11 protein-coding genes are annotated in these 12,386 nt (G+C 40.9%); 9 read left to right on the top strand and 2 right to left on the bottom strand.

The genetic code is table 11. The annotated features are described in order from the left end of the window. The first annotated feature begins 32 nt into the window (after positions 1 to 32). Entirely contained in the window at positions 33 to 401 is a 369-nt protein-coding gene (locus ABFG93_RS08720) for a YlbF family regulator (RefSeq protein ID WP_347552388.1), read from the top strand. A 154-nt stretch (positions 402 to 555) separates the two neighbouring features. Here the strand turns inward: ABFG93_RS08720 and ABFG93_RS08715 are convergent, their stop codons facing one another. Continuing rightward, entirely contained in the window at positions 556 to 777 is a 222-nt protein-coding gene (locus ABFG93_RS08715; RefSeq protein WP_347552386.1) for a hypothetical protein, read from the bottom strand. A gap of 197 nt (positions 778 to 974) precedes the next feature. Here ABFG93_RS08715 and ABFG93_RS08710 point away from each other — a divergent pair, with 197 nt between their 5' ends. Together ABFG93_RS08710 and ABFG93_RS08705 are read left to right on the top strand one after the other, a co-directional pair. Further along, a complete protein-coding gene (locus ABFG93_RS08710; RefSeq protein WP_347552384.1) occupies positions 975 to 1,826 on the top strand; it encodes a Cof-type HAD-IIB family hydrolase in 852 nt (283 codons plus the stop codon). Positions 1,827 to 1,993: 167 nt separating this feature from the next. Then, entirely contained in the window at positions 1,994 to 3,475 is a 1,482-nt protein-coding gene (locus tag ABFG93_RS08705; RefSeq protein WP_347552382.1) for an aldehyde dehydrogenase family protein, read from the top strand. A 156-nt stretch (positions 3,476 to 3,631) separates the two neighbouring features. Here ABFG93_RS08705 and ABFG93_RS08700 read toward each other — a convergent pair whose 3' ends face one another. Then, positions 3,632 to 3,817 (bottom strand): YhzD family protein, encoded by a 186-nt coding sequence (locus tag ABFG93_RS08700; RefSeq protein WP_347552380.1) that lies wholly within the window; start codon positions 3,815 to 3,817, stop codon positions 3,632 to 3,634. Between the two features lie 147 nt (positions 3,818 to 3,964). Between ABFG93_RS08700 and ABFG93_RS08695 the strand changes: the two genes are divergently transcribed. The 6 genes from ABFG93_RS08695 to ABFG93_RS08670 all read left to right on the top strand — a co-directional run bounded on the left by ABFG93_RS08695 (position 3,965) and on the right by ABFG93_RS08670 (position 12,334). Beyond that, on the top strand, positions 3,965 to 4,861 hold the full coding sequence (locus tag ABFG93_RS08695) for an ABC transporter ATP-binding protein (protein WP_347552378.1): 897 nt from the start codon (positions 3,965 to 3,967) through the stop codon (positions 4,859 to 4,861). Continuing rightward, the gene (locus tag ABFG93_RS08690) at positions 4,854 to 6,101 is read left to right on the top strand and encodes an ABC transporter permease (protein WP_347552376.1); all 1,248 of its coding nucleotides are present in this window, start codon (positions 4,854 to 4,856) and stop codon (positions 6,099 to 6,101) included. Before ABFG93_RS08695 ends, ABFG93_RS08690 begins: the two co-directional genes overlap by 8 nt. 184 nt (positions 6,102 to 6,285) lie before the next feature. Continuing rightward, positions 6,286 to 7,530: a metallophosphoesterase family protein gene (locus ABFG93_RS08685; protein WP_347552374.1), complete on the top strand. Its 1,245-nt coding sequence runs from the start codon at positions 6,286 to 6,288 to the stop codon at positions 7,528 to 7,530. Continuing rightward, complete coding sequence (locus tag ABFG93_RS08680) at positions 7,527 to 10,292, top strand: ATP-binding protein (RefSeq protein ID WP_347552373.1); 2,766 nt, start codon at positions 7,527 to 7,529, stop codon at positions 10,290 to 10,292. Before ABFG93_RS08685 ends, ABFG93_RS08680 begins: the two co-directional genes overlap by 4 nt. A gap of 15 nt (positions 10,293 to 10,307) precedes the next feature. Further along, positions 10,308 to 10,976: a response regulator transcription factor gene (locus ABFG93_RS08675; RefSeq protein ID WP_347552372.1), complete on the top strand. Its 669-nt coding sequence runs from the start codon at positions 10,308 to 10,310 to the stop codon at positions 10,974 to 10,976. Then, positions 10,973 to 12,334 (top strand): sensor histidine kinase, encoded by a 1,362-nt coding sequence (locus ABFG93_RS08670; protein ID WP_347552371.1) that lies wholly within the window; start codon positions 10,973 to 10,975, stop codon positions 12,332 to 12,334. The genes ABFG93_RS08675 and ABFG93_RS08670 overlap by 4 nt, the downstream gene beginning before the upstream one ends. The last annotated feature ends 52 nt before the right edge of the window (positions 12,335 to 12,386 follow it).

Genomic DNA, 12,386 nt, shown 5'->3' with positions numbered 1-12,386 from the left:
AATAATCCTCATTTTCTTAGGAGGTAGATACAATGGCAGAGAAAAATCTTTATGACGTAGCATATGAATTAGAAAGCGCAATGCGTGACCATGAGGACTATACGAAATTAAAAGAGTTATACGATCAAGTAAATCAGGATGAAGTATCTAAGAAACTATTTGATAACTTCCGTAACATGCAAATGGAGCTTCAACAAAAGCAAATGAGTGGTCAACAGATCTCAGAAGAAGAAGCTCAGAAAGCACAGCAACAGGTTGAACTTGTGCAACAGCATGAAGTAATTTCTCAGTTAATGCAGCAAGAGCAGCGTATGAGCCAAGTTATTCAGGATATCAACAAAATTGTAACGAAACCTCTAGAAGATCTTTACGGTAGTCCTGAAGAAGACATTCAGCAGTAAAATCATTTAAAAAGAACGCTCGCCATTTCTGGTGAGCGTTCTTTTTATTATAATTTAGTCCTAATATTTAGCTCATTCGAGTGAAACTTCGTTTTCACTCGAATGAGCTAAATATCGTTCAAAAATGATTTAAATGAAGGATAAGTGCAATAAACTATGAAGCATTTTCGATAACGCCTACGACTTCAAACTTCTTTGGATGATTAGTAATTCGTTCTGCCACTTCGCATTGTGGGCAGTGAAGCTGATGTTCTCTTTCTTCGGTTACACCAATTTCCCCTCTAAATTCATGATCACATACTGAACATTTGTAAATGTGAGGTTCACTTAACGTTCCAACACAGTCAAATCGAATTCTCTCTTTCCCTTTCGTCATACCCGTCTACCCCTTTCTTTTATTGTAATACATTTGTAATATAATTGGTTTCGTATTAAAACTTCCCACAGCTTAACAATTCTAAACCACTAATTTTTAGACTAAGCCACCTAAAGCAATTTTCTGTGATAAGACAAGAATGACGTGTCATAAGGATAAGTGACAGGAGGACTACTTTTAGCTAAGGGGAGATCCGAATGGTATATCAACTTCTGGCATTAGATATCGATGGAACGTTACTAAGGTCTAATCACAAAATTGATAAAGAAACAAAGGAAGCTATTAGTTATGTAAGGGAAAAAGGCGTTTATGTGACCCTGACAACCAGTCGAAATTTCGCTTCTGCTAAAAAGATTGCAAAAGCTGTGAAGCTTGATGATGCCATTTTGATTACGCACAGCGGGGCTTTTATTGCTAAAGAGGTGCAGAAGCCTGTATACGAGGAACGAATCTCGAGCAGCGATGTGAACGAAATTGTCCAGATCCTTGAGGAATTCGATTGTCATATTAGAATTATTCATGAGAAGCTAGCTGTGGGCAATCGCGTGAAACATAATCATTATTTATCAGCGAAGATGACGCTTGGTGTAGGAGATCCATTATTTTATCCGGTGAATTTTGTAGAAACGCTAAGTGAATATCTTGAGAAAAAAGATCTTTCTCCACCAAAAATTGATGCTCATTTCTTTAATGAGAAAGAACGACAAGAAGCAAGACTCCTTCTTGAAGAGCGTATTCCATCCATTTCTGTTGTCCGTTCGACAAAATGTAACTTCGGTATCATTCCTAAAGAGGTATCTAAAGCAAAAGGTCTTCGCATTATAGGCGAAAAACTAGGAATATCTGTAGAGGAAATGGTTGTAATCGGCGATGCGGATTGTGATGCAGAGATGATCCGGCAGGCAGGGCTAGGGGTAGCGATGGGCAATGCCCCTTATGAATTAAAGCGCCTTGCTGATTGGGTGACAAGGTCCAATGATCAGCAAGGTGTATCTTATACGGTAAAGGAAGTATTTCGTAGACAGATGCGTCTCCAGCTTAAAAAGTAAAACGGGAAAATTCGTTAACGCTCTCTCGATCCCTGACATTTAAATGGGGAAAGAGGGCGTTTTTCTGTGACTTTTGGCACATTTTAATCAAAATGAAAAGGCTTTCACGAAAAAACAGCTAATATGTATAATGTTTGATAATTTTGAATTCTGGAGGGATCGATCGTATGCAAAAAATTCTCGACTTGAATCCGAAGGTAGCTGAATTTCTAAAAGGAACGAAACAACTTTACATTAATGGACAATGGAAGGATTCTCTATCAGGAAGAACATTTGATACCCTTAACCCCTCAACTGGTGAAGTACTGGCAACAGTTAGTGAAGCAATGAAGGATGATATTGATGAAGCTGTAATGGCAGCTCGAAAAGCATTCGACAGTGGTCCATGGTCGAAAATGTCTGCTTCTGCAAGAAGTCGCTTAATTTATAAACTTGCAGATTTAATGGAAGAGAACAAAGAAGAGCTAGCTATGTTAGATACGCTGGATAATGGTAAGCCGATTCGCGAGACACAGAATGCTGACGTACCACTTGCAATCGAACATTTTCGCTACTATGCAGGATGGTCTACAAAAATTATGGGACAAACCATTCCTGTAAATGGTCCGTTTTTTAACTATACTCGCCATGAAGCGCTCGGAGTTGTTGGGCAAATTATTCCGTGGAATTTCCCACTACTGATGGCTGCATGGAAACTGGGAGCAGCCCTTGCGACAGGGTGTACAGTTGTGTTGAAGCCAGCTGAACAAACGCCACTATCAGCACTTTATCTTGCACAGCTAATGGAAGAAGCAGGTTTTCCAGAAGGCGTTGTGAACGTCGTTCCAGGTTATGGTGAAACTGCAGGTGATGCACTTGTAAAGCATCCAAATGTGGATAAAATTGCATTTACTGGATCCACGGAGGTTGGTAAATATATAATGAGTCAGGCTTCCAATGATCTGAAGCGGGTAACCCTTGAGCTTGGTGGGAAGTCTCCAAACATTATTTTACCTGATGCGGATATGACAAAAGCTGTACCTGGCGCTTTGAGCGGAATTATGTTTAACCAGGGTCAGGTGTGCTGTGCTGGTTCAAGATTGTTTGTTCAGAAAAAAGCTTATGACAATGTGATGGCTGATCTTGTCAGCCATAGTCAGAAGATTAAGCAGGGATCTGGTCTTGATCCAGATACAGAGATGGGACCGCTAGTATCTGCAGAGCAGCATCAGCGCGTCATGAATTACATTTCAAAAGGACAGGATGAGGGTGCTGAATTACTAACCGGCGGACAGGTTCCATATGATAAAGGGTATTATGTTCAGCCAACCATTTTCTCTGACGTGGATGACAAAATGACAATTGCGAAAGAGGAAATCTTTGGTCCGGTTGTAGCAGCAATGCCTTTCGAAGATCTGGATGAAGTAATTGAACGTGCTAATGATTCGAACTATGGCCTTGCAGCTGGGCTCTGGACAGAAAATCTGAAGTCAGCGCACTATGTAGCTAATAAATTAAAAGCTGGTACTGTCTGGGTAAACTGCTACAATGCCTTTGATGCAGCTTCTCCTTTCGGTGGGTACAAGCAGTCTGGAATGGGAAGAGAAATGGGGTCTTACGCACTGAATAACTATACAGAAGTGAAGAGCGTCTGGATTAACTTGAAATAAAGAATTAGAAACCGCCTACCCGAATCGGGGCAGGCGGTTTGTTTTGGTGTAGAATAGCGAATAGCTCTTGGTTACTTCATCCATTCAGTTGACAAAAAGCGTCTCATCTTCACGGGCTCCAACATCCTGCGGATTTAAACAAGCCCGCTCCGCTTTTCATCTTTGAAATACAATTAGTTTTCCTTGTGATGAGACTACTCTTGCTGAGTGTTTTTCGAGTCCTTTTTCTTTTAGTAGTTCCTGGCCGATTTTTTTGGCGTCTTTGTCGTCCTGTGCTTCGAAGGTTTCGTCGAGGACGTTGGTTCCGTTCTTTTCGAATGCTGTGATAATATATTTTTCCATTGTTATCCCTCCTGCTAGTTTCTATTTTAACGATTTGGGTTTTTGGTGTCACTTTTTTCTGAATAAATGAATCTTTTGAGCTTGGGAATCGTTATACTATTTAAGGAAAGAGTTGCGGCTATTAATGTTTAGTTATAGGAGGAAGTTATGCTTCAGTTTAAAGAGGTAACGAAACGATTTGGAGCTTTTACGGCAGTAAATGGGTTGAGTTTATCGATACCGCAAAATGAAATTTTTGGTTTACTTGGGGGAAATGGTGCGGGTAAGACGACGACATTTCGAATGCTTTTACGCTTAATTGATCAAACAGAAGGGACGATTACCTGGAAGAATGAATCGATTTCTTATGATTCAAGTCATTTGATCGGCTATTTGCCCGAGGAGAGAGGACTCTATCCAAAAATGAAAGTGAAAGAACAGCTCATCTACCTTGGTAAGCTTCGTGGAATGAAGAAATTTGAGATTGAGAAGGAAGTCAGTTTATGGCTCGAGCGATTTAATGTTCCAGAATACAGCGATAAGAAAGTAGAAGAGCTTTCGAAAGGGAATCAACAAAAAATCCAGTTTATTGCAGCTGTCATTCATAAACCTGAATTGCTTATCCTTGATGAACCATTCAGCGGTCTCGATCCTGTAAATGTGGAATTGTTGAAGAAGGCAGTTCTTGAGCTTAAAACCTCCGGGACAACGATTCTTTTTTCCAGTCACCGGATGGAGCACGTCGAAGAGCTTTGTGAACATTTGTGTATTTTACATAAAGGTAAGCCTGTAGTATCGGGAAATTTAAAAGAAATCAAGCGTTCTTATGGGAGGAAGAATATATTAATAGACGCTGATTTTAATCTTACTTTTCTTGAACAATTAAGTGGCGTTCATCATGTGAAAGAAGGAATGAATTTTACTACGGTTCAAATTGAGAATGAGCAAGTTTCTCAGGACATTTTATACCAGCTCATTCAGCGCGGATTTGTTCGAAGATTTGAGCTCGAGGAACCATCACTGAATGATATTTTCATTGAGAAAGTAGGTGCAGCATATGAATAAGTTCTTCATTGTGCTTTCTCAAACATACATTAACCGACTGAAGTCGAAATCATTTCTTGTTACAACTGCGCTGACTATTCTTATGGTTTTCCTGATTTCGAATCTTTCAGGTATTTTTGAGCGATTTGATACGAGCGAAGCTGACAGGGTCGGAGTTGTTGATGCGAATGATTATTACCCACTTCTTGAAAATCAGTTGAAAATGATGGAGTCAGAAATCGTTCTTGAACCATTTGATGGAACTGAAAATGAAGCACTGCAGGCAGTTGAAGAAGGTGAACTTGATAGCCTGTTATTTTTAGAAGAAAATAACGCAGGAGTACCTGTTGCCACATATAAGGCACAAACCGTAGCGGAACAGCAGACGCCTCAAGTGCTAGAAGCTGCACTTCAACAGATTAAGAGTTCAATTGCAGCTGAGAAAGCAGGAGTAACGAGCGAACAGCTCCTCGAAATTGATCAACCTGTTCAGTTTGAAAAAATCGCTCTTGAAGAAGGTGCGAAAACGGAAGATGAGTTGGCTCAGGCGAGGGTTTTCGTGTATATCCTTTTGTTCGTTATTTATTTTTCAGTGATTTTCTATGGAAACATGGTTGCGGTGGAAGTCGCAACAGAGAAATCATCACGTGTGATGGAGATTCTCATATCCAGTGTTTCTCCGGTTAAACAGATGTTTGGAAAAATACTTGGCGTTGCTCTCCTTGGATTAACTCAGTACGGTATCATTATTTTATGCGGCTATCTGTTTATGCAGGGTAATGATGACAATGTCACACAAACCGGTTTTCTATCATTTCTTGATTTTAGCAATCTGTCCCCTTCACTTGTCATTTATGCGATTGTTTTCTTCATTCTGGGTTATCTGCTTTATGCGACGATTCTGGCTATGGTAGGATCCCTGGTAAGTCGAGCAGAGGAAGTGCAGCAGTTAATATTGCCGGTGCAGTTCTTGATTATTATTGCTTTCTTTATTGCCATGTTTGGCCTTGGTAATCCTTCTGCACCATTCGTTACCATTGCATCCTATATTCCGTTTTTCACCCCGGTAGTGATGTTTCTTCGAATTGGAATGCTGGCCGTTCCTTTCTGGGAAATCGCAATAAGCCTTTCTCTGCTAATTGGAGCGATTGTCTTATTCGGAATATTAGGTGCAAAAGTCTACAGAGGAGGAGTACTAATGTATGGTAAATCCTCTTCCTTAAAAGATATAAGTAAAGCACTAAAGCTATCAAAAAAATAACATAATACGATGACCACCTGGGGGGAATCCCCGGGTGCTTTTTGGATTCAAAGGATTTCTTCGGGGGAAGAAGGAACCTAAGAGAGAGGGAAGTAAGGTGCAAACTAATCTTATAACATACGAACGTGCGCTCTAATCAATATGGTAAACTAATAGGAAGAGAGCAATAGAAGGAGTGATAAGTATGACAGAAATGTCCTTCGTGCATTGTGCGGATCTTCATTTAGATAGACCTTTTTCAGGAGCAAATCGTCTACCGAACTCAATTCATGAATTTGTACGAGATAGTGCTTTTCGTTCGCTTAGTAAGATAATCGATCTTGCTATTTCGAATCGTGTAGATTTCGTTCTATTCGTAGGTGATTTATTTGATAGTAGCTATCGAAGTCTCCAGGCCCAAATGACTCTTTTACACCAACTGCAGAGGCTTGATGAAGCGGGGATATACAGTTACCTTTCACATGGAAATCATGATGCACTTGATGGAGAGTGGATCAGCTTAACTTGGCCTGATAGTAGCTATTTTTTTGGGCCGAAGGTAGAAGCTGTTCCTTATTACCGAAACCGTATAAGAGTAGCAGATATACATAGCTTTAGTTATCCTACAAGACACGTTAATGAAAAGATGACGGAACAATATCAGAAAGGCGGCGAGGGGCACTACCAGATTGGCATGCTTCATGGCAATCTAGAAGGACGTACAGAGCATTCTTCTTACGCTCCATTTACAATTCAGGATTTAGTTGAAAAAGATTTCGATTATTGGGCGCTTGGCCATATTCATCAAAGATCACACCTTAACGAAGAACCACCGATTCTGTATCCGGGCAACATTCAGGGGGCTCATAGAAAAGAAACAGGAGAAAAAGGTTGTTATCTTGTAACGCTTCGTAACGGTTTAGCGTCGACGACGTTCTATCAAACCTCCGATGTAACATGGCACAGACCTGAAATTGATTTGGGCCAGTTTGAAACGATACAGCCTCTTCTTCAAGCATGTGAGGATCTTCTCGATCATGAAAGCTATGCTTTTGGTGGGCATTTAGTAGAAATTGCATTGATCGGGATCAGTCACCTTCATACAGAGCTTCTTCAGGAAGAGCAACTCGATGATCTACTACAAGCGCTACAAATTAATAGGGACGTTAATAATAACGAGTTTGTCTGGCCATATAAAATTACACTGAAATCAAAACCGGCATGGGATCGTCAGGAATTGAAACAACAGGGAGGCTTTGTTCAGGACATCCTGTTGACGTCTGATAACTACCAGGGAAAAGATGTAAAAGAAACACTTGCGCCTCTCTATGAGCACCGACGTGCCCGCAAAGCACTTCAACCAATGGAAGATTATGAGGAACTCTTAAAAGAAGCGGAAGAGCTGCTGCTTTCATACCTTTTGGAGTCAGATGGGGGGAGTATGGAATGAAGCTAATTGGCTTACACATTTATGGCTTTGGGAAATTTGAAGATTACCAATTAACGAATATTTCCTCTCGTCTTCAACTCATTTTTGGTGAGAATGAAGCTGGTAAATCAACACTTCTTGCTTTCATCGACTGTATTCTGTTTGGGTTTCCGAATCGAAATGAAGATCCTCACGCGGTTCATGGCCGTTATGGAGGTAAGATCTCGATTGAATACGATGGTGATGAGCTACTCATTGAACGTACGAAAGGAAAGGCATCAGGTGATGTCACTGTTCATTATTCGAATGGTACAACAGGAAACGAGGAAGATCTAAAGCGCCTTTTAAAAGGAATGAATCGAACGAGCTTCAGGCAAATTTATTTTTGTGACCTGACTACACTGAATGATTACAAACATTATGATGAGAATAGCTGGAATCAGGTTCTTTACGAAGCGGGTATGACTGGAGGAGCATCCCTTTTATCTGTAGAAAAGAGCTTTGAGAAACGTATGGGAGATCTGTTCAAGCCCGGAGGAAGAAAGCCTGCTTTGAACGTTGAGGTAGAACAGTGGGAATCTCTTCAAAAAAGAACCCGTGAGTGGGAGAAGAAAAATGGAGAGTTTAATAAACTCGAAAAAAAGCTAGAGAATTTAGAGGAAGAAATCACAGCGAAAGCGGATCGTCTCGAACAATTGCAGGGTGAACGACGTAAGCTCGATCGAGAGAAGACAGTTCACCCACTATTAAAAGAAAGGCGTAGGCTTGAAAGCCAGCTTCAAAATCTTCCTGAATCAGATCCCTTTCCTGAAGGCGGTCTTGAGAGAATGGAAAAATGGAAAGAACAGGTAGTCCTTCAAACCGGAGAAGCAGCGAGTATTGAAAAAAGGCAGCGTAGACTGAAGGAAGAAATGGATGGATATGAAATCAATTCAGAATGGAAAATGTTTCTTCACGAAGTAAACAGCTGGAAAGAGCAAATGACCTTGTATCGGGCGAGACTGGAAGAGCGTAAAGTTCTTGAACGGGAAATCGCTGCTCTTAAGTCAAAGCTTACGATCGAGCTAGACGAGCTTGGATATTCAGAAGAACAGCTGTCGATGCTGATTACAACCTTTGCTGCAAGAGAAGAACTGAAGCAAATCATGGAAGGCAGGCAACGATCAGATCAGCAATACGAGTATTTGAATGAAGGTTTCTTATCAGCTCGGGATGAATTAGTAAAAGAAGAGAGTGAATATGAGCGTTTGAAAGCAAGGCTTCCGTCAGAGGCCAAGTCAAAACATCCTGAGGAAGAAAGCAACAAAGCCCCTTCAGGAAAGAACAGGAAAGGACAGGCGATGATGGCGCTTATCGCTTTGCTTCTTTTAATAGGAATTGGATTCTATGAGAATTGGATACTTGGTTTTATAGTAGCAGCTATTGTCCTTGTAGGAGCGTTCTTCATCGATCGAATTGACGGGGGAACAGAGCAGGCTGTAGAAGACATGGAGCTAAGAAGGAGATTAGAGCAAGCAAAAGAGCAGATTGAACGATTGAACCGAAACTATTTAAAAGCTGCTGAGAAAGTGGATCACTGGGAAGCAGAACGGTTTCGAATAGAGAAGGCAGTAAGCAACTGGAAGTCGGCTTATTCGTTCCCTGAGAGCCTTCCAGCCCACTCTATGCTTGATGCTTTTGATCGAACAGCTTCTATCAAAAAGGTAGAGTATGAAATCCAACATAAGAATGAGCAACTAGAGGAGCTTGACTACAGTTTAAAGGTAGTTGAAGATGGAATTAGGAAACTATGTGAATCGACCAATATTGCTTATCATAATCCTGAGAAAGCGATTCAACAATTGGTTCAGAAGACGGAAGATCACAGAGAAACGAGTCGCATTATGGAAAAGCTAAAGGATCAATTTGCTACCCTCGAGGAGCATGCAGTTGATACGCGCGAAAAGCTTGTTGCGTGTCAAGAAGAGGTCAAGCAGTTACTGCAGGCAGCAGAGACTGAAAATGAAGAAGCATTTTTAATTAAAGGTCATGCTCATAAAGAAAAAATGGATCTCGCGCGCCAGCTTGTAACGATAGATTCGCAGCTCGATCAATCGGATTTAGCCACTCATCGTTCTTCTATAGAAGAAATCGAGGAAGAGCAAGTCGCCACTAAACGTGAAGAAAATTCATTAATGAAGGTGCAGCAGGAGCTTTACCAGCAATTGGCTGTAGAGCGGGAACAAATTCGCCAGCTAACAGAAGAAGGGACGTACGAAGACCTATTGCTACAGCGAAAGCAAAAGGAAGATGAAATGAATGATCTAGCCTGGAAATGGTCAGTAGTAAAGGTAGCATCTGACCTTCTATCAAAAGCAAAGGCGAGGTATCAGGAAGAACGCCTTCCAGCTGTTTTGAAAAAAGCTGAACATTATTTTAGCTTGCTAACAGAAGGCCGCTATACAGCTATTTTCCCACCTTCAAATGATTCCGGATTTCGCGTTATGCATGAAGAAGGACGTGCATACAGGCCATCAGAACTTAGCAGGGGGACTAGAGAACAACTATACCTATGCATCCGCCTCGCATTAGCATCGATTTCATCAGTTTCACTCCCTATTTTTCTTGATGATATTTTTGTGAACTTTGATGCAAAAAGGGCTGCGAGGGCGAAAGAGTTTATTATCGAATTTTCTAAAGATCATCAGGTGATTTTATTAACCTGCCATAAGGAGACCATAGTCGGTCTTGGGGAAAATGTGCATATTCTCGAGCGGACAGGTTCTTCAAAGAAGGTACAATAAGATGGGGTGAAGAAGATGGAAGAAAACTATAAAGTGCATCTGGTGGAAGATGAGGAAAACCTGGTGCAAATTCTTAGAACGTATATGGAAAAAGAAGGGTTTCAAGTAAAAACGTTTACTAGTGGTGAGGAAGCGATGGAAAGTATTCATGAGTCCTGTCATCTCTGGATTCTTGATATTATGTTGCCTGGAATAGATGGGTATGAGCTATTGAAGAAAATTAAAGCCGAGGAAGATGTGCCTGTTATCTTTATATCCGCAAGAGATGAAGATCTTGATCGCATCGTTGGTCTTGAATTAGGTAGCGACGATTACATTGCTAAACCGTTTATGCCAAGAGAATTGATTATTAGAGCTAAAAAGCTGTTGAAGAGAGTCTATCAGCAGTCCTCTTCTCAGAAAAAGTTTGAAATCGTTGAGTATGAAATTGATCCTATCGGCCGAAAAGTTCTCGACCGTGGGGAACAAATTGAATTAACCACAAAAGAAATGGATTTAATTCTATATCTTGTGGAGCATGTAAATCAGACGTTAACACGTGAACAAATACTGACCCATGTCTGGGGAGATGATTATGTTGGGTCGGATCGAGCGGTTGACGATGTTATTAGAAGGGTTCGTAAGAAGATGCCTCGCATGAATCTAGAAACCTCTTACGGTCTTGGTTACCGGTTGATTACATGATTCGCCTCAATTTAACTAAACGCATCTGGCTTTCCTTCATGATCCTTGTCTTACTTGTTGGCGTCGTCATTGCGGTTATATATCCTCTGTCGATTAAAGGAACGTTAACAGAAGAAACATACCAGATCATTGAAAGTGAGCAGCAACGTTATACGTTCCCGGATCAAGATGGTCCATTACCTCCAGAAACTGATCAGGATTTTATTGAGCGAAGAGACGCAGAACGTTCGGTTGGTCACACTTTAATTACAAGACTTTATCGAGGACCATTGCAGGGGGATCCTATTCCGGATGAGGTTATTATCGAAATGCGCAAGAATGCGCTCGATCAGGAAGAAGATAAGGCCCGATATGAATTAACTTATAATAACCAGGCCTCCCTTTTTTATGTTATTTCAAAGGTTGAGGTAAATGGTCAAGAAGCTTACTTTATCTCATATATGTGGGATACGTATCGCAATCAGATGATCGATCGCTTATGGTGGAGATTAATCATTATTCTCCTTTTCGCTATGCTGCTTAGTCTATTACCTGCAGCATGGATTGCAAGATATTTGCGGAGACCGTTAACTGTGCTTGGGGAGCGATTCGAACAAATAGCCAATCGAAATTGGAAAGAGCCTTTCCGGTGGGAAGGTGATGAAGAATTTCAGAAGCTCTCCAATCAATTTGAGTCGATGAGACAAAATTTAATGCGATATGATAAAGCGCAGAAAACGTTTATTCAACATGCGTCACATGAATTGAAGACACCGATTATGGTGATCAAAAGCTATGCTCAATCCATTAAAGATGGCGTGATGCCTGATTCGCTTGATAATACGATGACGATTATTTTAAATGAATCAGACCGGATGGACCAGCGGGTCAAAGCTATGCTTACGTATATTAAGCTTGACTCTATTGATGAGCCTGAGGGTAATCGAGAAACATTTCGATTTGGTGTGCTTGCTGAAGAGATTAGTGAACGATTCATGTATCAGAGAGATGATGTATCCTTTACGATTTCAGGTGAACAGCTACAGCTTACAGCTGATCATGAACAAATGCTTACAGCAATGGACAACCTTGTTCAGAATGCGCTACGGTACGCGAAAAGTAAAATTGAGATGAGCGCAATTCAAGAAGAAAATCACGTGAGAATTGCCGTTTATAACGATGGGGAACCGATCTCATTTCAAACAGTGGACAAGGAGCGTTTGTTTGAACCTTTTCAGAAAGGTGATAAAGGTCAGTTTGGAATCGGTCTAGCGATTGTGAAGAAAATTGCCGAGCGCCATGAAGGTTCAGCAGAAGTGATTAATTTAGAAAATGGTGTGACGTTTTCACTCCTGATTCCAAATAAAATAAGCAAATAATGGATAGTCCTAATGGGTGGTTAGGGGCTATGCTATACTAGGGAAATAGATT

Source organism: Pseudalkalibacillus hwajinpoensis (genome assembly GCF_039851965.1).
GTDB lineage: Bacteria > Bacillota > Bacilli > Bacillales > Guptibacillaceae > Guptibacillus > Guptibacillus hwajinpoensis_E.
The sequence above is the reverse complement of the archived record's forward strand: the minus strand, read 5'-3'. Positions and strand labels throughout refer to the sequence as shown.

What these genes read in the sequence shown, in the direction of transcription:
- ABFG93_RS08675 (WP_347552372.1), top strand. Translation starts at nt 10,308, where the DNA reads ATGGAAGAAAACTATAAAGTGCATCTGGTGGAAGATGAGGAAAACCTG.
- ABFG93_RS08720 (WP_347552388.1), top strand. Translation starts at nt 33, where the DNA reads ATGGCAGAGAAAAATCTTTATGACGTAGCATATGAATTAGAAAGCGCA.
- ABFG93_RS08690 (WP_347552376.1), top strand. Translation starts at nt 4,854, where the DNA reads ATGAATAAGTTCTTCATTGTGCTTTCTCAAACATACATTAACCGACTG.
- ABFG93_RS08705 (WP_347552382.1), top strand. Translation starts at nt 1,994, where the DNA reads ATGCAAAAAATTCTCGACTTGAATCCGAAGGTAGCTGAATTTCTAAAA.
- ABFG93_RS08715 (WP_347552386.1), bottom strand. Translation starts at nt 777, where the DNA reads ATGACGAAAGGGAAAGAGAGAATTCGATTTGACTGTGTTGGAACGTTA.
- ABFG93_RS08680 (WP_347552373.1), top strand. Translation starts at nt 7,527, where the DNA reads ATGAAGCTAATTGGCTTACACATTTATGGCTTTGGGAAATTTGAAGAT.
- ABFG93_RS08700 (WP_347552380.1), bottom strand. Translation starts at nt 3,817, where the DNA reads ATGGAAAAATATATTATCACAGCATTCGAAAAGAACGGAACCAACGTC.
- ABFG93_RS08685 (WP_347552374.1), top strand. Translation starts at nt 6,286, where the DNA reads ATGACAGAAATGTCCTTCGTGCATTGTGCGGATCTTCATTTAGATAGA.
- ABFG93_RS08695 (WP_347552378.1), top strand. Translation starts at nt 3,965, where the DNA reads ATGCTTCAGTTTAAAGAGGTAACGAAACGATTTGGAGCTTTTACGGCA.
- ABFG93_RS08710 (WP_347552384.1), top strand. Translation starts at nt 975, where the DNA reads ATGGTATATCAACTTCTGGCATTAGATATCGATGGAACGTTACTAAGG.
- ABFG93_RS08670 (WP_347552371.1), top strand. Translation starts at nt 10,973, where the DNA reads ATGATTCGCCTCAATTTAACTAAACGCATCTGGCTTTCCTTCATGATC.